22 protein-coding genes are annotated in these 25,961 nt (G+C 55.8%); 10 read left to right on the top strand and 12 right to left on the bottom strand.

What is annotated here, in order from left to right:
- Positions 1-116: 116 nt before the first annotated feature.
- Genes JN524_RS01915 through mexE form a run of 3 tightly spaced genes read right to left on the bottom strand, consistent with a single transcriptional unit; the run spans position 117 to position 5,995 of the window.
- Complete coding sequence (locus tag JN524_RS01915; protein ID WP_027612754.1) at positions 117-1,538, bottom strand: efflux transporter outer membrane subunit; 1,422 nt, start codon at positions 1,536-1,538, stop codon at positions 117-119.
- Positions 1,538-4,726 (bottom strand): efflux RND transporter permease subunit, encoded by a 3,189-nt coding sequence (locus JN524_RS01910; protein WP_098964106.1) that lies wholly within the window; start codon positions 4,724-4,726, stop codon positions 1,538-1,540. Before JN524_RS01910 ends, JN524_RS01915 begins: the two co-directional genes overlap by 1 nt.
- Before the next feature lie 15 nt (positions 4,727-4,741).
- Complete coding sequence (gene mexE / locus JN524_RS01905; RefSeq protein ID WP_139053919.1) at positions 4,742-5,995, bottom strand: multidrug efflux RND transporter periplasmic adaptor subunit MexE; 1,254 nt, start codon at positions 5,993-5,995, stop codon at positions 4,742-4,744.
- Between the two features lie 425 nt (positions 5,996-6,420).
- On the opposite strand from mexE, the gene JN524_RS01900 reads away from it, so the two are divergent.
- The gene (locus tag JN524_RS01900; protein ID WP_202368280.1) at positions 6,421-7,611 is read left to right on the top strand and encodes a sugar transporter; all 1,191 of its coding nucleotides are present in this window, start codon (positions 6,421-6,423) and stop codon (positions 7,609-7,611) included.
- 125 nt (positions 7,612-7,736) lie between these two features.
- Here JN524_RS01900 and JN524_RS01895 read toward each other — a convergent pair whose 3' ends face one another.
- From JN524_RS01895 to hxsD, 6 genes are all read right to left on the bottom strand, one after another.
- Complete coding sequence (locus JN524_RS01895) at positions 7,737-8,675, bottom strand: hypothetical protein (protein WP_202368279.1); 939 nt, start codon at positions 8,673-8,675, stop codon at positions 7,737-7,739.
- 116 nt (positions 8,676-8,791) lie between these two features.
- On the bottom strand, positions 8,792-9,205 hold the full coding sequence (locus tag JN524_RS01890) for a hypothetical protein (protein ID WP_202368278.1): 414 nt from the start codon (positions 9,203-9,205) through the stop codon (positions 8,792-8,794).
- Between the two features lie 51 nt (positions 9,206-9,256).
- A complete protein-coding gene (hxsA, locus tag JN524_RS01885; RefSeq protein WP_202368277.1) occupies positions 9,257-9,865 on the bottom strand; it encodes a His-Xaa-Ser repeat protein HxsA in 609 nt (202 codons plus the stop codon).
- Complete coding sequence (gene hxsC / locus JN524_RS01880; RefSeq protein ID WP_202368276.1) at positions 9,862-11,097, bottom strand: His-Xaa-Ser system radical SAM maturase HxsC; 1,236 nt, start codon at positions 11,095-11,097, stop codon at positions 9,862-9,864. The genes hxsA and hxsC overlap by 4 nt, the downstream gene beginning before the upstream one ends.
- On the bottom strand, positions 11,097-12,584 hold the full coding sequence (gene hxsB, locus JN524_RS01875; RefSeq protein ID WP_202368275.1) for a His-Xaa-Ser system radical SAM maturase HxsB: 1,488 nt from the start codon (positions 12,582-12,584) through the stop codon (positions 11,097-11,099). Before hxsB ends, hxsC begins: the two co-directional genes overlap by 1 nt.
- Positions 12,581-12,880 (bottom strand): His-Xaa-Ser system protein HxsD, encoded by a 300-nt coding sequence (hxsD, locus tag JN524_RS01870; RefSeq protein ID WP_202368274.1) that lies wholly within the window; start codon positions 12,878-12,880, stop codon positions 12,581-12,583. The genes hxsB and hxsD overlap by 4 nt, the downstream gene beginning before the upstream one ends.
- 681 nt (positions 12,881-13,561) lie before the next feature.
- On the opposite strand from hxsD, the gene JN524_RS01865 reads away from it, so the two are divergent.
- Both JN524_RS01865 and JN524_RS01860 read left to right on the top strand, forming a co-directional pair.
- Complete coding sequence (locus JN524_RS01865) at positions 13,562-14,518, top strand: DUF2971 domain-containing protein (protein WP_202368273.1); 957 nt, start codon at positions 13,562-13,564, stop codon at positions 14,516-14,518.
- A 116-nt stretch (positions 14,519-14,634) separates the two neighbouring features.
- Positions 14,635-14,922 (top strand): hypothetical protein, encoded by a 288-nt coding sequence (locus JN524_RS01860; protein WP_202368272.1) that lies wholly within the window; start codon positions 14,635-14,637, stop codon positions 14,920-14,922.
- A gap of 214 nt (positions 14,923-15,136) precedes the next feature.
- Here the strand turns inward: JN524_RS01860 and JN524_RS01855 are convergent, their stop codons facing one another.
- The 3 genes from JN524_RS01855 to JN524_RS01845 all read right to left on the bottom strand — a co-directional run bounded on the left by JN524_RS01855 (position 15,137) and on the right by JN524_RS01845 (position 18,717).
- Positions 15,137-16,216 carry a hypothetical protein gene (locus JN524_RS01855; protein ID WP_202368271.1) on the bottom strand — a complete coding sequence of 360 codons (1,080 nt, stop codon included), beginning with the start codon at positions 16,214-16,216 and terminating at the stop codon, positions 15,137-15,139.
- A gap of 105 nt (positions 16,217-16,321) precedes the next feature.
- Positions 16,322-17,848, bottom strand: coding sequence for a phosphorylase family protein (locus JN524_RS01850; protein WP_202368270.1), 1,527 nt, complete (start codon positions 17,846-17,848; stop codon positions 16,322-16,324).
- A 50-nt stretch (positions 17,849-17,898) separates the two neighbouring features.
- Positions 17,899-18,717 (bottom strand): helix-turn-helix transcriptional regulator, encoded by an 819-nt coding sequence (locus JN524_RS01845; RefSeq protein ID WP_237402911.1) that lies wholly within the window; start codon positions 18,715-18,717, stop codon positions 17,899-17,901.
- A 345-nt stretch (positions 18,718-19,062) separates the two neighbouring features.
- Here JN524_RS01845 and JN524_RS01840 point away from each other — a divergent pair, with 345 nt between their 5' ends.
- The 7 genes from JN524_RS01840 to JN524_RS01810 all read left to right on the top strand — a co-directional run bounded on the left by JN524_RS01840 (position 19,063) and on the right by JN524_RS01810 (position 25,948).
- Positions 19,063-20,007, top strand: coding sequence for a CBASS oligonucleotide cyclase (locus JN524_RS01840; RefSeq protein WP_202368268.1), 945 nt, complete (start codon positions 19,063-19,065; stop codon positions 20,005-20,007).
- On the top strand, positions 20,004-20,492 hold the full coding sequence (locus JN524_RS01835) for an HORMA-1 domain-containing protein (protein ID WP_081360873.1): 489 nt from the start codon (positions 20,004-20,006) through the stop codon (positions 20,490-20,492). Before JN524_RS01840 ends, JN524_RS01835 begins: the two co-directional genes overlap by 4 nt.
- The gene (locus tag JN524_RS01830) at positions 20,492-21,388 is read left to right on the top strand and encodes an ATP-binding protein (protein WP_202368267.1); all 897 of its coding nucleotides are present in this window, start codon (positions 20,492-20,494) and stop codon (positions 21,386-21,388) included. The genes JN524_RS01835 and JN524_RS01830 overlap by 1 nt, the downstream gene beginning before the upstream one ends.
- Before the next feature lie 64 nt (positions 21,389-21,452).
- The gene (locus JN524_RS01825) at positions 21,453-22,001 is read left to right on the top strand and encodes a 3'-5' exonuclease (RefSeq protein WP_202368266.1); all 549 of its coding nucleotides are present in this window, start codon (positions 21,453-21,455) and stop codon (positions 21,999-22,001) included.
- A gap of 109 nt (positions 22,002-22,110) precedes the next feature.
- Complete coding sequence (locus JN524_RS01820) at positions 22,111-23,139, top strand: hypothetical protein (RefSeq protein WP_202368265.1); 1,029 nt, start codon at positions 22,111-22,113, stop codon at positions 23,137-23,139.
- Between the two features lie 75 nt (positions 23,140-23,214).
- Positions 23,215-23,499, top strand: coding sequence for a hypothetical protein (locus tag JN524_RS01815; protein WP_202368264.1), 285 nt, complete (start codon positions 23,215-23,217; stop codon positions 23,497-23,499).
- Positions 23,500-23,803: 304 nt separating this feature from the next.
- Positions 23,804-25,948, top strand: a complete 2,145-nt coding sequence (locus JN524_RS01810; protein WP_202368263.1) for an Hsp70 family protein — start codon at positions 23,804-23,806, stop codon at positions 25,946-25,948.
- Positions 25,949-25,961 lie beyond the last annotated feature (13 nt).

The following is a 25,961-nucleotide window of genomic DNA, read 5'->3' as shown; positions in this document are numbered from 1 at the left end:
ATCGCAGCCTTCGGCAGCTCCTACAGGGGCGGGCATAAAAAAGCCCCGCGACCGAATGATACGCGGGGCAAAAAATTGGTTGGTTGCGGCCAACCAAAGGAGCTCTTTGAAAACGCTTACTTGCTGGCGACGGTTTCCGGCTGCCAGCCACCCCCGAGGGCCTTGTAGATCGCGACGATGCCGCGATACAGATCAACCTCGGCCTGGGCCTGGCTGTCTTCGGCATTCAGGCGCTCACGCTGGGCGTCGAGCAGCACGAGGAAGTCGGTGGTGCCTTCGCGGTAGCGGATTTCCGCCAGGTCGGCAGCCTTGCGGCTCGATTCACTCTGGCGAATCAGCGAGATCAGCCGCTGCTGACGCTTGCCGTAATCGCTAAAGGCATTTTCCGATTCTTCCAGCGCCAGCAGCACTTGTTGCTCGTAGGTGGCGAGTGCGCCTTCGGCGTCGGCATCGGCGCCGCGCAGACGAGCGCGCACGCTGCCCAGATCGAACGCCGCCCAGGTGATGCTCGGGCCGAGTGCCCAGGCGTTGGCCGCCGAGGAGCCGATCTGCGAACCACGCCCGGCCGTCCAGCCGAGGAACCCGCTGAGGCTGACCCGTGGAAACAGATCAGCCTTCGCCACACCGATTCGCGCGGTGGCCGAGGCCAGTTTGCGTTCGGCGCTGAGGATGTCCGGCCGACGTTGCAGCAGTTCACCCGGATCGCCGATCGGCAAGGCCTTGGCAATCGCCGGCAAGTCTTTCGGGCTCAGATCCACGGTCAGTTTGTCCGGACGCTCGCCCAGCAGGGTCGCGATGCGGTTTTTCTGCCGAACCTGTTCCGCCTGCAATTGCGGCACGCTGGCTTCGACCGAGGCCAGACGCGCATCGGCCCGTTCGACGTCGAGCTGATCGCCCACGCCGGCGTCACGCAGGCTGATGGTGATCTTGCGCGACTCCTGCTGGTTTTCCAGGTTGGCCACGGCGATCTTCTCGCGCAATTGCGCACCGCGCAGTTGACCGTAGGCGTCCACCAGTTCGGCAATCATGGTGACTTGCAACTGGTACAGATCGGCTTCGGCCGCCTGCTGATCGGCGTCGCTGGCTTCCAGATTGCGCTGGATGCGCCCGAACAGGTCAAGCTCCCAAGCCATGTCCAGACCCAGGTCGTAGCGTTCGCTGTTGACCCGTTTGGTGGTCTGGCCGGGAATTTGCCCCTTGGCCAGATCACTGCTCGCGCGGCTGGTGATGGTCGGCATCGCGTCGTTGCTGACGTCGTCGCGGATCGCCCGGGCGGCTTTCCAGCGGGCGAACGCCACGCGCAGTTCACGGTTGCCTTGCAGCGATTGCGTCACCAACTGGTTGAGGGTCGGGTCATCGAATTGCTGCCACCAGATGCCTTCGAATTTCGAACGGTCAAAGTTCTTCTGACCGGCAGCGCCGTCGGTGGCGGTCGTGATATTGGCCGCCTCCGTGGCTGGGGTCTTGTAGTCGGGGCCGACGGCGCAGGCGCTCAATGCCAGCACCAGCAGACTCGGCAGGAAGACTTTCAGACTCATTATTGCGCCTCCAGTGGCTTTTGAAGAGCTTGCGCCTTGGCCGCTTTGCGGGCTTCGCCACGCTCGACGAAATTACGGATCAACACGTAGAACACTGGCGTCAGCAACAGACCGAAGAAGGTTACCCCGAGCATCCCGGAGAACACCGCCACACCCATCGCGTGACGCATCTCGGCACCGGCACCGCTGGAGAACACCAGTGGCACCACACCCATGATGAACGCGAAGGAGGTCATCAGGATCGGCCGCAGACGCAGGCGGCAGGCTTCCAGTACCGCAGCCAGCGGATCGAGACCTTCCAGCTGTTTATCCTTGGCGAACTCGACGATCAGAATCGCGTTCTTGCACGCCAGGCCCACCAGTACGATCAGGCCGATCTGGGTGAAGATGTTGTTGTCGCCGCCGGAGACAATCACCCCGGTGATGGCCGACAGCAGGGTCATCGGTACGATCAGGATCACCGCCAGTGGCAGGCTCCAGCTTTCGTACTGCGCCGCGAGCACCAGGAACGCCAGCAGTACGCAGAGGGGGAACACGAACAGTGCGGTGTTGCCGGACAGAATCTGCTGGTAGGTCAGGTCGGTCCACTCGTAGGTCATGCCGTTCGGCAGTTCATCTTTCAGCAGTTTTTCGATGGCTTTTTCGGCCTGGCCGGAGCTGTAGCCGGGGGCTGCCGCACCGTTGATTTCTGCGGTGATGAAGCCGTTGTAGTGCATCACGCGATCCGGGCCCGAGGTGTCGCTGACCTTGATGAAGGTCGCCAGCGGGATCATTTCGCCCTTGTTGTTGCGCACTTTCAGTTGACCGATCTGGTCGGATTCGAGGCGGAACTGTTGCTCAGCCTGAACGTTGACCTGATAGGTGCGTCCGAAACGGTTGAAGTCGTTGGCATACAGCGAACCCAGGTAAATCTGCAGAGTGTCGAAGATGTCGCTGACGGCCACGCCGTGGGTCTTGGCTTTTTCGCGGTCGATGGCAGCATCGACCTGCGGCACGTTCACGGTGTAGCTGGTGAACAGCCCCGCAAGCTCAGGCACGCTGTGGCTCTTGGTGATGATGTTCATCGTCTCTTTGTACAGCTCGTCGTAGCCCAGGTTGCCCCGGTCTTCGATTTGCAGGCGGAAACCACCAATGGTGCCCAGACCTTGTACCGGCGGAGGCGGGAAGATCGCCATGTACGCTTCCTGAATGTTCGCGTACTGACCGTTCAAGGCTCCGGCGATTGCACCGGCGGACATGCTCGGGTCCTTACGTTCGTCGAATGGTTTCAGGGTCACGAACACGATGCCGGCGTTCGGGCTGTTGGTGAAGCCGTTGATCGACAGGCCCGGGAACGCTACGGCGCTTTCCACGCCCGGCTGTTTCAGCGCCAGGTCGGACATGCGCTTGATCACGTCTTCGGTGCGATCCAGGCTCGCGGCGTCCGGCAGTTGCGCGAAGGCCACCAGGTATTGCTTGTCCTGGCCAGGTACGAAACCGGTCGGCGTGCTGGAGAAACCGAAGAACGTCAGCACCATCAGACCCGCATACAGCAGCAGGGCGATGCCGCTGCCACGGATGACCCGGCGCACTGTACCGACGTAACCGTGACTGGCCTTTTCAAAGAAGCGGTTGAACGGACGGAACAACCAGCCACCAAAGATCTTGTCGAGCACTTTGGAGAAGCGGTCTTTCGGCGCGTCATGACTTTTCAGCAACACAGCGGCCAGCGCTGGCGACAGGGTCAGCGAGTTGAACGCGGAGATCACGGTCGAGATCGCAATGGTCAACGCAAACTGCTTGTAGAACTGCCCGGTGAGGCCGGAGATGAACGCCGCCGGAACAAACACCGCACACAGTACCAGCGCGGTTGCGATGATCGGGCCGGTCACTTCACGCATCGCTCGCTTGGTCGCTTCGACCGGGGTCAGTCCGAGCTCGATATTCCGTTCGACGTTCTCCACCACCACGATGGCGTCGTCCACCACGATCCCGATCGCCAGTACCAGGCCGAACAGCGACAGGGCGTTGAGCGAGAAGCCGAACAGGTGCATGACTGCAAACGTACCGATCAACGATACCGGCACCGCCACCAACGGAATGATCGAGGCGCGCCAGGTCTGCAGGAACAGGATCACCACCAGCACCACGAGGATCAGCGCTTCGAAGAGGGTGTGAACCACCGCCTCGATCGAGCCGCGTACGAAGATCGTCGGGTCATAGACGATGCTGTAGTCCATGCCTTGAGGGAAGCCTTTCTTCAGCTCTTCCATCTTGCCGCGAACTTCGTTCGAGATATCGATGGCGTTGGAGCCTGGACGCTGGAAGATCGGGATCGCTACAGCGGGCTGGTTATTCAGCAGCGAACGCAGGGCGTATTGGCTGGAACCCAGCTCGACGCGCGCGATGTCCTTCAGACGAGTGATTTCACCGTTATCGCCTGCGCGAATGATGATGTTCTCGAACTCTTCTTCAGTGACCAGACGGCCCTGAGTGTTGACCGACAGCTGGAAGCTTTGGGCATTCGGGGCAGGGGGCGCACCGAGTTGACCGGCAGCGACCTGACGGTTCTGTTCACGAATTGCGGTCACCACGTCAGTGGCAGTCAGGTTGCGCGATGCGGTCTTGTTCGGATCGAGCCAGACCCGCAGCGAGTAGTCGCCCATACCGAACAGTTGCACGTCACCGACACCGCCCAGGCGCGCCAGCTCATCCTTGATGTTGAGGATCGCGTAGTTGGACAGGTAGAGCATGTCGTAACGTTTGTCCGGCGAGGTCAAGTGCACAACCATGGTCAGGTCGGGCGAGGCCTTGTCGACGGTGATACCGATGCGCGTCACTTCCTCGGGAAGTTTCGGCTCGGTCCGGGTCACCCGGTTCTGCACCTGCACCTGCGCGTTGTCCAGGTCAGTGCCCAGCGCGAAGGTGATGGTCAGGGTGATCTTGCCGTCAGCGGTGGACTGCGAGGACATGTACAGCATGTTCTCGACGCCGGTGATGGCCTGCTCCAGCGGAGCGGCCACGGTTTCACCGATGACTTTGGGGTTGGCGCCCGGGAAGTTGGCACGCACCACCACGGTCGGTGGCACGACTTCCGGGTATTCGCTGATAGGCAGCTGGAACAGCGAGATCGCACCGGCGATCAGGATCAACAGCGAGAGCACCGCTGCGAAGATCGGCCGTGAAATGAAGAATTGGGAAAAATTCATCGGAGTTGTCGTCCCTTAACCGCGTGGGGTCGTAGCGGCCAGCTTCACAGCCGTACCCTGTGCACCTTTGGCGGGTGCGACTTTGGGCAGGTTGCTGGCTTCCAGCGCTTGACGTTGTTGAGCCAGAGCGGCAATGGTCTGCTCGCTGGCCATCGGGATCACTTCAGGGGTCACCGGCGAACCCGGACGTACCCGCTGCAGACCCTTGACGATGATCGTGTCGTCCTTGTTCAGACCGGTGCGCACAATGCGCAGGCCTTCGATCTTCGGCCCCAGTTCGACGGCGCGGTAAGCGGTCTTGTTGTCCGCATCCATCACCAGCACGAACTTCTTGCCCAGATCGGTACCGACCGCTTCGTCGTTGATCAGCATGGCGTTGTAGGTGCCGCTGCCGACCAGTTTCAGCCGCGCGTACAGGCCCGGGGTGTAGGTGCCGTCGCTGTTGTCGAACACCGCGCGACCACGGATGGTGCCGGTCTTCGGGTTGACCTGGTTGTCGACGAAGTTCATCTGACCGAGGTGCGGGTTGCCGTCCTCGTTGGAAAGGCCCATGTACACCGGAGTGGTGGCGCCACGTTGGCCGTTGCGAGCGAGTTGGGTGTATTTGAGGAACACACGCTCGTCGGCGTCGAAGTAGGCGTAGACCTTGTCGGTGGAGACCACGCTGGTCAGCGGGGTGGTGTCGGCAGTCACCAGGTTACCGGCGGTGATCTCGGCACGGCTGACGCGACCGCTGATGGGCGCGGTGACGCGGGTGAAGCTCAGGTTCAGCTTGGCCAGATCCAGTTGCGCCTGCAGGGCGCCGACGGCGGCGCGGGCTTCCTGGGCAGCGCTGGTGCGCGAGTCGGCCAGTTCAGCGGAAATCGCGTTGCTCGCACGCAGACGTTCGCCACGACCGGCTTCGTTTTCACTGCGGGTGGCATTGGCACGCGCTTGGGCTACCAGGGCTTCGAGGCGGCGCACCTCAGCCTGGAAAGGACGCGGATCGATCTGGAACAGCAGGTCGCCTTTCTTGACCAGCGCACCTTCGGTGAACGCGACCTCGTCGATCTGGCCGGAGACTCGCGGACGGATTTCAACGGTTTCCGGCGCTTCGAGGCGCCCGGTGAATTCGTCCCACTCGTTGACCGGTTGTTCCAGCACCTTGGCCACGCTGACTTTAGCAGCGGGCATAGTGGCGGCAGTCTCCGGAGTCTTGCCGCAAGCGCTCATCACCAGCACGGCCAGCATGGCCAAGGGGAAGCGCAAATGTTTGAGTGACTGTTCCATGGAATCATCCGCCAATGTATTGAAGATGGGCGGATGATGCTCGGCAGGCTGTGATGGCACGAATCGAATGAAGCAAAGGTAACTATCATTCGGAATGATATAAGACCGATTCGAGCCCTCTAGCATGCACCTTTCGTTAGGGGGCTATCAATTGGTTTGATGACAAATGTGTGTTGCGGGTCGAGCAAGAATCTACGAGCGTAAAATCGCGGGCGCGGAAAACAGATTCGCCGGACCCATATTTGGGTTCTTGTTGACCCTGTACTACTGGTAAATGAGCATGCAGGACGGGTTCTTGTGGCTTGTACATTTAATCCAGCGTCCCCTGAACGCATTCGGCAATCGGTGTACAAGTCACCGACAGATGGGCACAGATCGCTTGCGTACATTCACGCGCGGTCATCGAAGAGTAATACGACGTTTAAATGAGTGATTCTACGGCGACAAACAACGGCAACTGGTACGCAGTCATTGCCTTGGCACTGGCTGCGTTCGTGTTCAACACCACCGAGTTCGTCCCGGTCGGTCTGTTGAGTTCGATCGGCAGCAGCTTCGACATGTCGACCGCCCAAGTCGGCCTGATGTTGACCATCTATGCGTGGGTCGTGTCTCTGACGTCGCTGCCGATCATGCTGCTGACGCGCAACGTCGAGCGGCGGAAATTGCTGATTGTGCTGTTCGGGATGTTTATCGCCAGTCACATTCTGTCGAGTCTGGCGACCAGCTTCGGTGTACTGCTGGTGAGCCGGATCGGTGTGGCGTTGTCGCACGCGTTGTTCTGGTCGATCACCGCGTCGCTGGCCGTGCGTCTGGCGCCACCGGGCAAGCAGGTTCAAGCCTTGGGCTTACTTGCAACCGGTACTTCACTGGCGATGGTGCTGGGTATTCCCCTCGGTCGCTTGTTGGGCGAGGCCATGGGCTGGCGCACCACGTTCATTGTGATTGCCGGCTTTGCCGCAGCGCTGGTGTTCTGCCTGGCGAAGGTACTGCCGCTGCTGCCCAGCCAGAACTCGGGCTCGCTCAAGAGCCTGCCTGTATTGCTGAAGCGACCCGCGCTGTTAGCCGTCTATGTTCTGACGGCGATGGTGGTGACGGCACAGTTCACTGCCTACAGCTACATCGAACCGTTCGTACTGACCGTGGCCAACATGAGCGGCGACGTGGTCACGCTGCTGCTGTTGCTATTCGGCGGCGCCGGCATTTTCGGCTCGCTGCTGTTCAGCTACCTGCACAGCTATAACCCCCAGCGCTTTCTGATCATCTGCGTATCGGTGCTCGCCTTGTGCCTGGCTTCGCTGTTGCCGTTGAGCGGCAATGTCTCATACCTCGGCGTGCTGAGTGTGTTCTGGGGCATGGCAATCATGGGGTTCGGTCTGGCGTTGCAGTCAAAAGTCCTGGTGCTGGCGCCGGACGCCACCGACGTGGCGATGGCGCTGTTTTCAGGCATCTACAACATCGGTATCGGCGGCGGGGCGCTGGTCGGGAGCTGGGTTGGCAGCCAGTTTGGCTTTGCTTATATCGGGGTGGTGGGGGGGATGCTGGCGGCTTCGGCGCTGGCGTTTTACTGTCTGTCGATTTATCGCAACAGCCGGGCTGGGGCTGGGGCTGGGGCCTGAGTTTGAGGGGGAGGGTTCGCCACCAGGGATATTTTTAGTTCGAATGCTGATTGTGTCTGTTTCTGGCAATGCTCTGCTATTTGCCTAATTTCTCAAATTTTCGTCCTGTTCGCTCGAAAACTGGTCTAGCGCAGAATCGAGTCAGACTGCGTTGAAGCAGCGCCGAGCAGCCAAACCAACGCAGGAGATTTTTTGACGTGTTCTGCCATGGTTGTCATTGCAACCTTGAGAGGCGGAATAGTAGACACGACGACATCGTAATTCTCGGCAGGCTGTAAACGAACGCCAATGATGACACTTTTGTCTTCTTTTTCGCGAGCATAAGCAATGAAGCCATTTTCCAACGGGTGTACATATTCTCCAGTCCGTACGTAGGGATAGTTTGGGACCTTGTGGAAGTCACTTCGCAGTGCGATGACTTTGGTCACGGCCTTGAAGGCGGGGCTGAAGTTGTCGGTAAGGTAGCCGTAGCTCATGGTAAATAGCACGCTAATGATAAGTGCGCCTGCAGCGTGGAACATGATCATGCTGCGCGATTGCTTGAATTTAGCTTGAAATCCGAGGAATGCAGCCAACTGGGTCATATGTTGCCAAGCTGCTTCGAATAGCAGGCTGATCATCGCGATGACCGTGATCAACATTGCTGTCAGGCCAAGAAGTATTGCGACCACAAACAGCCACGATGGAATGTAGAACAGCAACGCGAGAAAGCTGACAGTCAGATCAAAGCTTTGAGGGGGCAGACCTAACGTCTCAGCAACTGCGAAACGTGCGCATGCTGTCGATATCAGCATTGCAAGCAGATGCATGATTATGATGGGCGTTTTGGCAAATGGCTTGTCCCAAGCGGTATGAAGCCAGCGAGAGAAAGGGATGCACCAAGCAATGAATCCGCACATTATCAATGCAGCCGCGACTGTCGTCCCGATGGTAACCGTGGATGTACCGGTGCAGAGGGAAGCTACAAACGTGATGAAGTACGTAACTACTGAGGCAAGGTAGAACCGCTGAGATACGGAATACTGCTCGAATTTGACGAGCAGCATTGCTTTCAGTGCTTTCATTTTCGTCCTTGAATTTCCTTTCACGGCTTCCAAAATCCCGGCGGATAGAAATACCTGGCCGCCTTGATATACGTTTTGTCGAGGCGGTGCCGCGTTGCAAACATATCAGGCGTTGTTCAGGGTAGCAGCCAAGTGCTGTTTGGGGTGGTTGACCGGATTCCGACTGCCTGGCACCGCTCCAGAATCGGCAGAATGTAGGTGATGTTGGTGCGGCCTGGCTTGCCTTCTGCTCTGTAACGAGCCGCCTGGCAAAGTGGGCCGGCTTTTTCGTACGTATGGTTGGAGCTGATTTCCACAGCTTGTGCTTGGCCGAAATGATTGTTACCGGCGAGGTAGTCCAACGTTTGCTGGAAAGCTGCTCGAGTCAGCGCCAACTGCGAGTCTTCCGATCCGGTCTCAATCACAACGCGATTTGCATCGACGGTCGTGATACGGAAACGGGCGCTATGCGATGGTGTTTGTAGTTCCTTGCCTTGCAGGCGACTGATCAATGCCCAGAGGGTGTTGTCGACTTGAACGATGTGCTGCATGAAATAACTCCTTGGTTCCTGGACGGACGCTAGCTTTTAACCGGAAGCAATTTATGGGACCTTGATACCTAACGCGTTCAGCGATGGCGTATCCATCCGGCCATTTACGGTCAGTCCAGTGTCCGCCTGAAATGCCATTAACGCTCCACGTGTTGCCTTGCCCATCACTCCATCAATAGTGCCTTGGTAATACTGGCGTACCATCAGCGCGGTCTGCACACGTGCGACCAGATTGCTTTTCTGCTCATTGGTCGCGCGGCTCTTTGAAGTATTCGAACTTGTCCCGCTGGTAGTGCCAGACGACTGATAAAAGCTATTGCTGTTTGAGGTGCTGCTCGAAGCACTCGGCGCGCTGTAACTCCGGGTACTGGGGGCGGGTGGGCTGTAGTAGCGAGGTGCGCTATAACCACCCGAGCCGCTGTAGTGAGAACTATGCGAACTGTGGGATCGGTGTGAACTATGCGAACGATGTGCCGCATAGATGTTGACGGTGCCTGGCGCATTGAGCGTATCGGCAAATACTGGGGGCTGTAGTTTGTCGTTGGGTTGCCAGTTCGCATCGGCGAGCGAGAGATGGCCCGCCTGTGCCAGGGTGGTACCTGCCATTGGCAGCAAACTGATCCCACTGATCAGGACTTTCCAGCGGTCGAGCAATTTCACTGTGCACTCCTTGCATAGGCGCTAAAGGCCTCGGTCGATAGTAGTTGTACGCCGCGGCTCTGCCAGCGGTCGGTCTGGGATTTGAAGAAGCCAGAGCAATGTTTGACGGCAGCGCATTGTTGGCAGGTATCGATGAACAGATTCTTCCAGTCCGAGATGCTCTGGCGGGCGAAACGCGAGAGGTGGGCCGGGATCGGGAACAGGGGCAAGTTGTAGATCGAAACCGGCACTCCGCGGTTGAACAGGAAATACACGGCCTGGCTCAACGACTCTTGATAGTCCAGCGGGTCAATCCACAGTTCTTCGTAGTTTTTCCTGGCTAGGCCGGTGCTTTCGATACCCATCAGCGCAACATGCCGCACGAAGGGCAGGTTCCTGAACACGTAGTGGGCGAGCTCGGGCAAGCGTGGCGCGGTCAGGCGATTGAGCACCACGCGTATCTCGATGATCTGCTTGGCGCGCGCCAGGTTGTAAAGACCTTGCAGGGTTTCGCTGAACGCGCCTGGAGCCTGCACCACATGGTCATGGTCTTCGGCATTGTCGGCATACAGGGGGATGCCCCAGCTCAACTGAGGGTGGCCGATTGCAGAGAGCGCTGCGATCCAGCTCGGGTCTTGGAACAGACGCCCGTTGCTGAGTACATGAATGGATTTCTGTGGCAAAACGGCTTTGCACTTGGCCAGGATTTCGAGCAGGCCGTCGCGATAAAGCGTTGGTTCTCCACCGCTGATTCCCAGATTTTCTTCGCCCGGGTCCATCAGGTCGATCAGCCGTAGGTTCTCTTCGATGTGCCAGCGGTCATCGATATTTTTGGGCGGCTGCGAGCACATCAGGCAGAGGCTGTTGCAACGATCGGTCATGAACAGCAGGTTGCTGTCTGAGCCTCGCCGATAGAGCACTCGCACCAACGCGTTGCCTGGTGTGATGGCAATGACATCGCCGGGCTGCACGACATCCGCATCTTTGGGGGTGTGCAGGTATGGCCGCGTGCAGTCGAAGTCGCCGATCAATGGCTCCGGGATCAGGAATCCACCCACTGGTAATAAGAGCAGATGCGGGCTCCGTAGCCGTTCTTCGTTTGGCAGCCAAAGCAGCAGGTCACCGAACTCAGCGCTTCCGGCACAAACAGCCAGGCCTTGCTCGATGAACTCATCCAGAGTGATGACCTTGAGCAGTTTCGGCTCATTCAGGTGATGGATTTCGAAGCGAGTATCTTTGCGCAGCATCGCCATCAGCCCCTGTAACCCGGAAATCGAACATCGTTGTAAGAGCGCCTGTTCAACCAAGACAGCAGCACTCTCTGCACGTTGTCGTCGCCATCGCAAAGCAGGCCGAAGAGATGCTTCAGCAGCCCCATATTTTTCCTGCAGAAGCTGCTGAACACTCGGTGTCCGATCGGGTCAGCTTGGCGGGCATAGTGTTCGATGGGGTCAGCACCACAGTACGGGACAAGTGCGCAGTCGGAGCAGCCCGGCAGCGCCTCTGCTACACCACTGGCGAGCAACGCATTCATAACGGGCGATGTGAGTAATTCAGACAAGGGTTGCTGCACGGTGCCAAGTTTCAAGCCGTCTTCACCCATCTCCAGCAACATTCGGGCTTCGTCCGAGGGATAGACGTAACCGTCATAGTTATAAACCAGCGCCGCAGTGCCTGCGCCAGCAGGGGAACGCAGGTCTACATAGCCGGAGGAGAAGGGTGTCAGGATATTCTTCAGCAACAGGCTCGTATAACTCTCTGAGAGGTATACGCCCTGCTGGTTGACATGCAGCAAATAGGCCAGTGCCTTCTTGTAGAAGGCCAGGTATTGCTCAATAGGGTAATCAAGTCGATGGGCACTCTTGGTGGCAAACCCATAAGGGCTCAGAGGCCGAAGCGAGATGCTGGAGAAGCCCTGACTTACATACTCATCGATGATCGCTTCAGGCTGTTCGAGGCTTCTTGAAGTCAGCGTGGTCAACGCGGAAACTGCATCATGGCCAAGGCGCTCACGGACCCATTGGATGCCTTTTACTGTGCGTTCGTAGGAGTCTCGTGACGGTGTAGGGCGGTTCGCATTGTGCAAGGGCGCCGGCCCATCGAGCGAGGTCGAAAACTGGATGCGATTTTGTTCTGCGAAGTCGAGTATTTCCTCCGTCAGGTGGTGCAGCGTTGTGGTGATGACGAACTGAATATCCCGTTGTTCGACCACGTTCCGTTCAACGATCCATTCGACAATCTGGCGGACGCGCTCGAAGGCCAGAAGCGGCTCGCCACCCTGAAACTCCACAGTCAGGGCGGGAGCGTTCGATTCGAACAGGCGATCGACCGCCGCCTGTGCATCCTCTTCCGACAGGTCGTGGCCGGATCCTCCCAGAGGAGCCCGCGACACCTGGCAGTACTGGCAGGTGTGGTTGCAGCGCAATGTAACTACGAACAAGTGCAGTGCTGGGCCCTGGAAGAGGAAGTCCTTGCGGCTGCGATACTGCGCAGCCATTTCCGGGAACGGGTCGTGTTGGCCTGGTTCGTAGATGAAGTGGCGGGCCAGCAGGTCCCTGTAAAAAGGCGTACTTGCTTGAACGTCGAAGTAACTGAGGGCTCGTAATTGCGCGTCGTTCACGTGCATGTACTCACCGGTATCAGAGGTGAGCAGGATGTCACGGTCATGTCCCGTGTTCATGCGCATGAATCGAAAAGGCAGCAAGCGGTAGTGCTTGGCGTCTGTCGCTATCAGTGTCACTGCGAAACCCCACATCCAGCGAGCGCGGCGCGGGCCAGGACTTCTCGCAACCCTGCTGTTTCGCGGTTGATATGGTCGCGTAGGGCGAAGTCGTTCAGGTGCTGGAGGATCAGTGAGTGAGCCTGCTCCGGGGAAAGCGTTAACCTTGCTTCAGCGGGGTGGGCCGTGAGGCTAATTTGCTTGGCTTCAATACCGATCTGAATTGCGACAGTGTCGGCCAGTGAATAAGCGGCGCGTTGCACCACGCTGAGTGGGTAGGCTGCGCTGTCGAGTTTCAGCGTGACTGGCCATGTCATCGGAACCGGTCCTTCAAATCCGTTGGGAACGTGTGGATTTTGCCGGTTGCCGAGGCATTATGCTATTATAATTTTGCACGCATTTGTCTAGTGTGGTGGGTGGTGTGCTCACTACGGCTCGGCCATTGATACGGGTAGGGCCGAGTGTTCATATCTCCCTCAATCCACGCATCCTCATCAATAGCCAGCTTGGTCTCAGGCTGGGTACATCCTTTTCAAACCATCCAAAGCATGCCTTCAGATGTGCCCCCAATGTAGCCATCCACTGGAAGTGAATGGATCTCCATGGTCTATGAAAAGTCAGAAATGATCAGCTGAACAGCCCGCCCGACGACGCCTAAAGACTCTCAGGGTCGCCAAAGAACATTTTGACTAGGCTCTAGGACGGTAGTTTCACAACAAAAAAAGTGCATTGTGCCCCCATTTTTGCCCCCAGTCGCGTCGAGTGTGCGAGCGACTGGGAATGGCGATTTATGAAAGCTACTAATACGGCACTTGCTGGCTTTCAGTGTGTCCACCCACTATGAGGGGGAGTGGCGGCTACGCGCTTGCGATGAGCTGGGCCCCCCTGATTTCAAGTCTACAATACGGCCTGCTCATGATACCGATGGGACAAATAAGCGTAACCCAGATGTGATAACGTCTCGCGCCTCAGCAAGCCGCGTAGACAAAGGAGTTCGTGTGGATAGGGATTGGGTAAGAGATCTGATTGAGAATTTTTCTTCGGCCACTATCGGTGACATGGACATCCCGAAGCTAATTAACGACAAGTACCTGCACACACCCAATCGACTGTTCAAAATCAGAACCTGCAGCAAGCTCGCGCTGAAGAATCTGGCTGAGAAAACACTCTATCTGAGCGTAGCCAATGGATTCAACGATCCCTACGACACGGCTTTCTGGGTTGACTACCGAAAGCTCGCCGCTTGGGAAAAACTCGACGAATTGGGTTTTAGCGAAGATCAAATCGCCACTACGCTTAAATCCGAGGATCCCATCGCAGCTGCAGTAGCACTGGCTTCGGCTCAGGAGCCACCCACCCTGAACGTTAAGCACTGGCTTCATGAAGTCGGAGTATTGGCGCCAAATCACCAGGCCGGGCAGCTCCCATGGCTAATTGACCAACTCAAAAGCAGCTACAAAATCTGCAGCCTGAGCGAACGTGTGGATTCGGTGCTGATGTGGAGCCACTATGGCCTCGACCACACCGGATTCGCCATGGAGTACGACTTCACAGGCCTTCATCGAAATCACCTTTCGACCCTTACGCTATGGCCCGTCGCATACTCAAATCAACTGTTCGACATCACGCACATTCTCAGAGCCCAACGCCGGGAGAAAAACTACAACGAGCTTTATGGAATTGCCGCCTCTCTGTGCAAGGCTGTCGATTGGCAGTACGAGCGAGAGTGGCGTTTAGTGGTTCCAGACGACGATAGAGAAGTCAAAGGATTCAATGTCCCTGCGCCCCTGAAGGCCGTTCATCTCGGGGCCAAAATCTCGGATCATGATGGGCTCAAGATCTTGAAGATCTGTAGTGAAATCGACATCCCTGTCTACAGGGTCAGGCTTGCACCCCACGAGTACCGGATGATCTCGGAGCTTACTAGCCTGGACGATTGGTGTTCCTATCGTTGAAGGAAAGGTGCCAACGTACCTGGTAGACACCATCGTCCCTAGTCTCTAAATTTTGAAGGGGTCTCTGCGAGACCCTTACGCATCAATTCACGGAAAATCACAATCAGGAGATGTGCATGGACGTGAAGTGGGAACCGTTGGTTGTAAAAAACACAGGACTAGGCACCCTTCGGGGCTACTTGACAGAAGAAGGGAAGCTGTTTGTGGAGAACACGCCGGACGCTAACCTAGTAGGCTTTATGCCGGGAGAAATGCGCCCGGTGGGCGAAGCTGTGAAAAATCCTGAAAATGCCCTTATCGTCGCGGGCCCACAGGCGTTTGTGGGGGAATGGCTGTGGGAAGGTCGGGACAATAGTGCGAGAAATCCATTTACGCATCCCCCATTCATTTTCTGCCGAAAATGAGGGTGGCTTAGTTATTTCTGGACTCCGGCCTCTTGTCTGAGAAAGCCAAGTTCCAGATTCGGTTAAGTAAACTCATCATGTCTGTACCCCAGCAGCTACCGCGAAAAAGCAATGGTGTGGGCGTCGAGCCGGGATGGCTACGGGTTTGAATGGGGGGGATGGCAAGAGCTTTACGAGCCGCTACACCACACGGCTTGTGAAACTCGATCGGGATTTACGGTTCGAGTCCGAGCGCTTGCCTCATTCGGATGATCGCCATATCCGCCTCGCCGTTGGGCAGCGTCTCCGCTCGATACGGGACGTCTACACGTGAGCCTGGCGGCACCTCAGTCAAGGTAACCTCGATTCCCACCGTCCGAAGTGCATCCACAATGACCTCTACAATTGGGTCAAGGCTGGCAAGGCCATCCCAAGAAACTCTTGATTCCCAAGCATCGCGCAGTGCTCCTAACAGCGCGTCGAAGTGCTGGGTCAGATCGCTGGCCATTTCGCAGCGTTCCTCAAGGTCGACAGCCTCGTCAATACCCTCAAGATGGCCCATGAGATAGGCCGCCATCTTGAGTGGCATCGCTGTCTCGCGTCCGGTTTCTACCAACAGTCGAGCAACGTCGCCGTGAGTCCTAAATTCTTTGATCGAGGCACGTGCTCGGTCTACAGCACCGTCAAGAGACGTTTCTAGGCCCTGAACGTAACTGTCGGTCACAAGCGTTCCCTGACTGACCAGCGCGCTAAGCCGGCAGGCTGCGTATTCCTCCCAGATGATGTGGGCTGTTTCCCGCAGTGTGCTTGTTGCCCAGTCTCCTTGATGCGGTTCCAGCATGATTCCCGGGGAGTGTGCTTCAAACCAGCCTGCTGTCTGCACGTGGCCAAGCTCATGGGCAATGAAATTGGCTGCAGCCCAGAACTCATCGGTCTCGAGTTCATGCTCAACAAGACCGAGCAAAACGCTTCCCTTCAGCACAACGTGCATTTTGACCTCGCCATCCCGGCGAACCCTGAGGGCCTTACCAACACCCACAAGTCCATCCTGGTTGGTGTACTGCTTCGCAATCGTTGAGTCGTAACCCAAGTCGACAGAGGCAATCGCGTCGTCGTAGTCGAGGCCAATCGTGATGCCGTCCAAATTGGACAGGTTCATGTATCGACCAGAGGCTTCAACCACCTTTTGAACAATGGCGATGAATTTTTCCTGCCATTCAATACCTTCAGGTATGCCCCGAAATGATATTTGGCATGATGCAGGGATGGAGCAGGGCGGAAGTGGCTGGTCTTCGGATCGGACGTCATCAGTCAAGTTCATGTCTCCTTGCATAGTCCGGCCCTTACGCCGGAGCAGGTTGCTCTTTATGGTGAAAGCGCCCTTGGCCGAAGGGCGCTCAACTTAACAAGAGACAATGGCTCAGATAGCCGGTCTGCGGCTCCATCCGTGGGTGGCGTAATCCAGGGTCACGATGGCAGCAGCCTCGGAAGCCACCTTGTGGAAAGTGTTGTCCTTGGTCTTGTCACCGTAATCGCTGATGCCGCGTACGACTATCACAGGCACGTTCTGCTTGTCGCAGGCGTCGAACACCCCGTAGGCCTCCATTTCAGCTACCACAGCTTTGTCGTGAATGCCTTGGAAACTCTCGAAAAGTTTCGGGTCTCGAATTAGCAGTTCGCCGGAAGCAATGGTTGCAGGGGATACTTTTAACTGGGCAGCAACCTCACCCGCTATGGACGCTACCGGCATCGCGAAGCCAAGCTTGTTCGCATGGTCTTGCAGACGATCGGGTAAGGACGCGGTTGCGAAGTAAGCATTGAGATCTTGCTGGGTAGAGAGCCCAGGTCGAGGCATTTCCGGTCGCGCTGCAAGCTTGCCACCGGCAAGCGCTGCTGCCCCTTCGTAGTACACGACGCGCTCGGACAAGATGACTTCACCAAGGCTCAGTTTTTTACGCCGGCCCGCTGCGATCCCCATCATCAGAACTTTTTTGGGTTTCAGCTCCGACAGCAGGAGCGTTGTGATGGCGGTTGCATTGACGTTGCCAGCATTGCCGAGAGAAGCGATGACGCAAGAAAGTGGGCCGTCAGGTCGTTGAATTGTCACGGGCCAATAGTGGACGCCATGTGCGGTGAAGCGCGTTGGAACATCTTCGCCAACACCGAACATTTTCTTTGCTGCTGCCAGCTCAATGGCGATGGCCGTGATGACCAGAAGGTCTGGAGAGCGTGCCGCTTCCCTGGCCACGATCTCATCTTGGAACATTCCTACGGAAAGATCTGCCAGCTTGTCCAGGCTGTGCAGCGGCTCCTGCAGAGACATGCTGTCCAGTCGGCCTTTCACCTGCTCGCCCGTGAACGGAAACAACGTCAGGGGCTCCTTGAAGAAGTTTGCGTGAAGGCCGAGCGCTCCTTGGCCGTCCTCGCTGAACCCACCAAGGTTCAAATCAAATGGCAGCACGGGCAGCTTTCGTTTGCGCATCTTGCGGGCTCGGTCTGAAACACCTTTACCGCCACCCAGCGCAATCATCGCCGTGGCAACTTCCACTTGTTCATCACCGATGTTTCCGCCGGTGACCACGTCGTCTTCGAGGTAGATGATCTCCGCGAAATTTTCAGCCGAGAGCCGGCGGGTGAACATTCGCTGCTCTGGAGTCATTTTTTCCTGCATGGCCAACTTAGAGGTCACAATCTTCAACTGGCGGGCAGGGGTGTAGCTAGCCAACAGCTTTTCCGCCTCGTAGGCCACCGTCCAATCGAAGGTCAGCGCATCACCACCTTCATTGGTGGGGCAGCCTGCCAAGTAGACGACCAAGCCACCCTGTGCATCCAGGACGCTCTTAGTCACCGCGCGAGTGAAGTCATGCGCGAGGTCGATCGAGGCCTTCTCTGTCTTCTTGGAGATGCTGCCTGCGATCAGAATGAATTCATTTTCAAGATTTGCCATCGTGACAATTCCAGTAGCTGATGTGGTGAGTGTTGGCTGGCTTCTAATCGTTATGGGTGTAGCAGGGCATAAATCTCATCCCTATTTTTGAGTGCCAGTTGAATGACTTCGGGACGTTGTACAGCTTGATCCTCCGTGAGGTTGAGGTGGAAAAGCAGGTAGAGCAGCAATGCTTGGCGGCACTCCAGATGCATTTCTCCCTTTTCCATTGAATAGTCACTTTCGATCAGCCGACGCTTAGCAGGGCTGAGCTTGGGGTGAGCCGTGAGAACAACGTCGACCACCTTGTTCCAAGCTGTATCCATCGATGCCCGCTCATGATCCGGGCCTGCATATTGGGCACGCTTAATACGTGTCAGCGAGAAATCTCGGAAGTCATTACGTTTATGGCAGTACGCTCGTGCATGCCAGCGATTTCCGTCATGCACTAACGCATGAGGGGTCAGCTTGCGTTCGCTCCCTTCGGGATCAGTCATGGACTGATACGTGACCTCCACTGAACCATTCTCACGAATGGCTCGCAGAATCTCACCGACGATCTCGGCGTTCAGACGACGTCCCAGCTTGGGAACTCCTGCGACGGGGGATTGCCACCCTAAAAAGCTCCCGTAAGGCACATCTGGTTGAACAGCAACGCGCAACAGATCTTCGAGGTAGCGCTCAACAGCACTGGACTGGAAAACCGGCTGGAATGCCTCCGTCGCTCGGTAAACACGCGCTCGCGTGTCGTACTCAATGTTGTTGGAGGCCAGCTTCGTGTACTCGGTTATATCCAGCGAAGCTTGTGGCACGGAGATGCCGAAGAAGTCAGTGAGATTGCTTCGATTGATTTGCCCATCCCACCGCAAACGATAGTCGATGAATTCCAAGCGACGCTCCTGGCCCCAACGCGCTCCTTGCCGCCCCTTAGTGGGTTGCTCGTCCGTGGGATTGGAATCGTTTGTCATGTCGAACCTCGATAGCGTATAAAAACTAGACTGCATCTAAAAACTATGCGTATAGTAATCATACGCTAGCAACCTGTTAGGTGCAATTTCTCCCTGCGATCCACCGATTTGGTGCGTTGTAGGAGGGTGGCGACTGACAGCGAGCCGTTTGAATGGTGTGTGCATGAAGCAGGCATCGTTCCGCCAACTCATCCGTCGGCATGTGGTGTAGCTGCTGGTAGGAAGGCTGTTGCAACTATCTCAACCATTTCTAGGAGGGAGCGGCCGATGCCACTTACCAATACGCAGGTCAGGTACTACGACAGTAACGTTTTGCGCTTGCCGAAGGACAAGCGTGAAACCTACAACGCCCAGGTCGATCGGCTGATTGCTGCGTTGCGCGATAGCCTAAAGAAGCAGGACAAGATCACCATTAAACGTGTGGTGAAAGCCGGATCGTTCGCCAAGCACACCATCCTTCGGAAGACCTCTGAGGACGCCGTCGATGTAGATGTGGTGTTTTACATCAGCGGCGAAAAGTTAGATGAGGAAACGTTCTCAAGCCTGAGCCAAAAAATCTATGAGGCGCTGATCAAGCTATATCCGAATAAAGCTGTTGAGGACTTTGAAATCCAGCGCAAGGCCGCAACCGTCACCTTCGTTGGTACCGGGCTGGACGTCGACATAGTTCCAGTCATTGAAAACCCGAACAAGGAGGGTTACGGCTGGCAGTTTGACCGTGTTGATGGCTCGAAGACCGAGACTTGCGCTCCGTGCCAGGTGAAATTCGTGAAGGATCGCAAGGATCAAGATCCTGACTTCCGCACCCTTGTGCGCTTGGCCAAGCGCTGGCGTACGAAGGCCGAGTGCCCACTTAAGTCCTTTCACATTGAACTCATCATGGCTCACGTGCTGGAGGTGAACGGAAAAGAGGGTTCTCTGGAAAAGCGCTTTCGAGATTTTCTCCTCTACATCGTCGAGTCGGGCCTACAGGACGTCATCAAATTTCCAGAGAACCGAACAATCTCCGAGTTTACCGACCCAGTCGTGATTCTTGATCCCGTATGTGACACGAATAACGTGGCCAGCCGGATTACTGAAGCTGAACGCGAAGAAATTGTTCGGATCGCTGATGCGTCTTGGGAAACAGCGAATTTTGCGTCCGTCGAAGGGGATTTCGAAATCTGGAAAGAGTTGTTCGGTCGATCGTTTAAGGTGGAGGATGCAGCATGACCCAGAGCTCCACTCAGACTACAACATTCACCACCACGGATGTCGAAGCGGTGGTTCGGCGTATCACCGCTGACCTAGTAATGATCGCTTCCAGCAGTGGCGCTGTCACTGAAGAGCGTGCTCGCGAATGGGGGAATGACATCGAACTGCTGGCCAAGAACGGCTATCTAAATTACGTCGATCTCACGCTCCTCAGTCACGGGGTCGAACAGAAGGCAACTCGCTTTTACGTCAATGAGTCGGGGACGCTAGCTAACGATCGTCCTGGCGATGCCCGCTGGCCGAAAGTTGCTGGGCCCCATCTGCGAATCGTACTGTCTCACCACAGCACTTACGATCAACAAGCACAAGAAAAATTGGCCGGGAGAATGAAGATCTCCTGGACGACGAGCAACGACGATATCAGTCACTCGCGGCTGACACAGAGCGGTGGGCGTGAATACTCCAGCAATGGCTACGGCATGCAACGCAAGGACTACACCTGATGACTAAGAACAGCGTATTCGATGCCGCAATCGACTTGCCGCAGCGGCAACTAACCGAGCGTGAGGGCGTGCTGCTTGGATTTGATAGTCGCTATGAGCGTATCCACAACCAGCTTCGCCTGTTGCTCAACCAAGGCCAATTGCAGGAGTGGAGCAATACTCATCACAAAAGCGTATTGCCCATCTGCAATCTGATAGCTGACCAATATCCACTTGTGATTTTTTACGGTGACGTGGGGACAGGCAAGACAGCAACAGCAGAGTGCATTGCGAACCGAATCGTCCGTGAGTCGCGCACTGAAGATTCCGTATTGTTCAAACTGAGCAATCGGGTGCGCGGTTCCGGCAAGGTCGGTGAAATGGGAACGCTGTTGACTCAAGCCTGGGCAGAGGTGGTAGAGGCCGCGGGCAAGAACCGCCGTGCAATCTTGATCATCGACGAGGGGGATTCGATCGCTGCTTCCAGGTCTCAAAGCCAGAGTCACCACGAAGACAAAGTCGCAGTGAACACGCTAATTCAAGGTGTCGATGACCTACGGAAATACGGTGGTCGTGTTGTGGTGATCCTCTGCACTAATCGGTTGTCGGTGCTTGACGCTGCTCTACGCCGACGTGCTGCCATCGTTGAGGAGTTCACTCGCCCTGACGTTGCTGAGAGAAAAGCGCTCTTCAGCATGGATCTGGCGGGGATGGGGCTTTCGGATAAACAACTTGGTGAGTTGGCTGCTGCGACGGGAGAGCGGGGAAATCAACCCGCCTGGACATACTCCGATATTCGCACTCGGTTATACCCATCAGCAATGGCCAAGGCTTTTCCAGATCGAGCCTTGAGCTTCAAGGATCTGACTGAGTCCCTTTTGTCGATGCGTCCGTCTCCCGTCATGGAAGACAACTGACGCATGCTGTCCATGGTAGCGGTGCTACCCACGCGTAGAACATTCCAATGCAAGCGGAGCATGTATGAAGGCAGGTAAAGAGATATTCGTGTCGGTCGACGTTGAGGCTTCAGGCCCAATTCCTGGCAAATACAGCATGCTTTCTATAGGGGCATGCGTCGTCTCAGACGTCGACGCTCAGTTTTCCTGCTATATCAAGCCCATTTCCGATGACTTCGTCCCGGAGGCAATGGAGGTTACGGGTCTCTCGCTAGAGAAGCTTCGTGCAGAAGGTCTGGAGCCGAAAGAGGCAATGTCTCGCTTCAAGACCTGGATCGATTCATTGGCTTCCGATAGCGAAACCGTAGTATTCGTGGGATTCAATGCATCCTTTGACTGGGGTTTCGTGAATTATTACTTTCACCAATTTCTCGGTGAAAATCCATTCGGTATAGCCGCGCTGGACATCAAGTCGATGTATTTTGGTGCTTCAGACTGCGCATGGAAAATGACGCGATCTAGCGAAATCGCAAAGGTGGTTAATCCTGCGAGTGCCGGCGACCACGATGCCTTGCATGACGCTATTTACCAGGCAGAATTGTTTTCTCTGATCCGTAAAAAAATTATGGAATAAAACTCCTTCGCAATCTCGTTGATCTGGGTTTTATTAATCGTAACTAGCTTAACTCTGCTCTGGCGGGGAGGGCAGAGTGTGCCTCCTCCAACGAGTGTAAGGAAGGGAAATGGGATCTCGTGGCTACTTGAGTTTTATTAAAGATAATCCAGTTTACAAAAACTCTGAAAAGGACTGGCATGTTGAACTGACGGACTACACAGTTTTTTGGTTTGATCTAGTAGTAAATCCACCCGAAGGTGTCGACTACCAGAAACGCATTTCAGACCAGCTACGCGCCTACCGAAAAGAAGTCGAGGAATGTAATGACAAGCGCTTTGTCTACTTCATTACGTCTAGAGATAAAGTGCGGTTTAGTACCAAGAAGGCCCCTGAGTATAGCTGGACTAAGAAAGAAGTAATTATTCACCTAGAGGTGGGTTCGAAAAGAAAGCCCAAGAAAGTCCGACTTCCAGCTTTGCCCGAGCTGATAGGTGTTCAGCTTCCAGTAATTTTCGATGAAGGTCGATTCATCGGGCTTTTTGGCCCTGGTCATTCCTATGCAACAGGATTCACTGTGCATGAGTTTTTGATGATGCATAACATAAATCTTGGAATCGACACGGAGGTTCTATACGTCGGATCCACCGACGATCCTGCTCGCCGCCCGTTAAAACGAGATCACCGCGGCTACAGTGACTCACTGTATGGTATCTCTACAGCAGAAAAAGACATATTTGTTTATTATAATCTTTTCAAGGCCCTTTCCGTTACCAAGGAGAGCCCGTATGCACTTCATTTTATGTTAGGTAACTCAATAATTGATGAGGTGCAGAAACAAGAGGAAGGCCTTCTGCTTGAACATGGCCTTATCCATTATTTTGGAGCGGAAAGCCAAGAGAAGAGTAGAGAGCAGGAATATGGCAGGCTGCGAGAGGGTATGAGCAGGCTGAAGGAAAATTATAAGATCGCGTCTATTAATTTTCACATGGAAGCAGAAACCTCGACGGAATATTGGACGCTCTTCTCCAGTCAAGTGCAGAGTGAGCACCGTCACTGTTTCTCTCTTACGTTGGATGGTTGCCAGGTAAAAACTGGCGAAGTACAAAGCCCGTTCATGCAGTCTAGCGATACTGAGCCTTCTGTGATGAAAACGTAGTTGTGGTGGTGTGTTTAGCAATCATGGCTTTTGATTTTTTTCTTGTTCTTATGATGGTAAACGGGGAGTGCGATAATGTCTGTATTTATGGTGACGTGGAATCTTAACAAAGAGGGGCCGAATTATAGTGAGGCTCGACGTTTGTTTGTTCAGCACTTGGATCGCTATGAGAGTATTAGAGACATAGGTCTTGATTCTGTCAGGTGGGTAAGATCGGCAGGCACTGCAAAGCAAGTCTCCGATGATTTATCGACTAAAATTGATAGTAACGACCGTCTGGTTGTGACCAAAATGAACCGAGATGAATACTACGGTTGGCTGGATAAAGGGACATGGGACTGGATTCAGGCGCTCCTATAATGGCCTGCCAAAGAGACACGTAGGTAGATCAGATAGTAGCTGGCTACGCTACTTGGAATTAAGTGCCAAAGATGTGCAAAATGCCCTGAAAAAGCTTGGCTGGCCAACCTAAAAGTCGCGGTTCAAGCAGTCGATGCTGCCGTGCAGCGCTTGGACAACAGGGGCAAATTAAAGGGGGGCAAGATTTGACTCCCCTGGCGCCTAAGGCGTTTTGACATCACTCTCTCTTTGTGAGAAAAGTCCTGGCTCCAACATGGCCGCACCTAGGGCAGCGCGAGCGAGCGTCGGATTACAGGAGTAGAGCGTGAAAATCGGTGTTGATTTCGGTACGAGCTTTTCCAGTGCTGCGGTTTGCATAAATGGCAAGGTTCAGTACATCACGTTTGGCCAAGATCGGCAGTTTCGCACTGCGGTGTTTTTCCCGGATCGGCACGTAGATGAATCGCTGTTCAGCCTCACTGTCGAGCACGAACGCGAGATCGACAACGCGATCAGGGCCCGTAAAAGCCGCTATTCACAACATCTGTCCGATTATGAAATGCGTCTTGCCGCGGTGGTCGGCGAGGAGCGCAAAAGGGCGCGCGAGGGTGACCCGTATTCGCCCCTGGAGAAAGAAGCGCGGCGTTCGACACTGATCAAGCCTCGACGTTTCTCCGAAGAAGAGATGCGCCAGGCAGAGCTCAATGCTATCCGCCGGCGCTGGCGCGATCAGCAACGCGAAAGCATCGCCCAGGAAGGTCTGCACGTCAGACAGGCGACAGGTGTGTTCGGTGAGGATGCCATCGATGCGCTGTATAACAGCGAACTTGGCAGGATATTCCAGTCGCCCAAATCCATGCTGGGCTTCAAGCTGGAGCAGCCCTATCTGGACGATGTGACCAGTGTGGTGGCGCAAATCCTGGCGCATATTCGCCGCGCCGCTGAACAGCAGCTGGGTACTGAAGTTCGATCGGTGGTTCTCGGGCGACCTGTCGAGTTTCGAGGCACGGGGGCTAGCGTCGATCACCAGGCCCCGCAGCGTCTGCTAGAGCAAGCGGCGAGGGACGCAGGCTTTACCCAGGTTGAGTTTCTCGAGGAACCCTGCGCTGCTGCCTTGGCTTATCACGTCGGCGAGCCTGTCGCACACGAGGCGCTCATCATCGATATGGGCGGCGGTACTACCGATGTCGCTTACGCAACAGTCGGTGGCAACGCTGCCATGCCAGTTATCCATCGCGTCTGGGGCAAAGGGTTCGGCGGTACGGACGTGGATGTCGAGCTGTCCATGCGCGTGGCTATGCCTTTGTTTGGCCACGGGAATGAGCATGGGCTGCCGTTGTATGCCTACCGCAGTGCCGCAAAGGTTGCCGATTTGAGCCGCCAGCAGGCGTTTCTCAAGTATTGCATCAAGCGTGTGGTCGAGCCCTTCAAGACACGCCTGAAAATTCTGGGTGAAAAGGGCGCGACCGTCAGGCTTAACCGGGATATCGAACAGCTCAAGATCGAATTGAGTGACGACCGTACTGCTGGCCTCTCGCTCGACTTCATTGAACAGGGTTTGGCGGTGCATGTTGAAGACGTTGCGCTGACCACAAGCGCGCAGGGTTTCCTGGATAAAGTTGGGCAACTGCTCGAACAGGTACGTAACGACCTCCCAGAGGCCAACCCTGTCATCTTCATGACCGGTGGTATGTCCAGGGCGCCTTATGTGCAGGACTGCGTGCGCAAGTACTTCGGTCTGTCGCGGATCGTCTTGGGCGATGCCTCGTTTGGTGTCGTGACCGGGCTTGCGCAGTTTGCCCAGCCTTTCGAAGCGGCAGACCCGCTGCAAGAAGAAAAACGCATGACCCAGTTGCGCGAGCGGTATGCGCGGGCCGTGGCGCACGCTGACGAGTCGGCAGCCCTCTACCAGAACAAAGTGGATGACTTCGAGCGTCAACTGCAGGTGCAGAGGAGCATTTTTGCCGGCACCAAAATTGCCAAATACCTGGACCTTCTCGAAGAGCAGGTGAGCAGTACCTATGAGGCCAACCAGTTGGCAGGCTGGCTGCCGCACGGCGACAAGTTTACTGAGCTCGAGTATTTCGAAGCGCTCGTTCGCCAGGACCGTGGCGCCCGGCGCTACACGTCGTTGTCCAATGTGCCTGGGTTCTTGCGCCATGAGTTCGAGGATTGCGACGAGCACTCTTTCCGATCTTATGCCGATGAACTCCGGCAGGAATGTCGGAATGTCTACGGCTGGGTGACCGAGTCGCGGGAAATCATGGAAGACCAACCGGGCTTCGACGATTTCTTCGATGAGCTCGGGTCCTGGCCCGACGAAGTAGTAGCGAAGAAACGTCATGCCGACCTGGCGCTTACACTGTTCGATAATCTGTATGAAGGTTGGCAGCGCTGCCAGAAGGCAGGCCTTGATTTGCTGCAAATGGCCAACTACCGCACCGATGACTTCGACCCCACCTTGCAGTAAGAGCAGCGGGATT

It is taken from the genome of Pseudomonas sp. MWU318 (assembly GCF_016756945.1).
GTDB classification, from domain to species: domain Bacteria; phylum Pseudomonadota; class Gammaproteobacteria; order Pseudomonadales; family Pseudomonadaceae; genus Aquipseudomonas; species Aquipseudomonas putida_A.
This window is presented reverse-complemented; position numbering and strand designations above follow the sequence as displayed.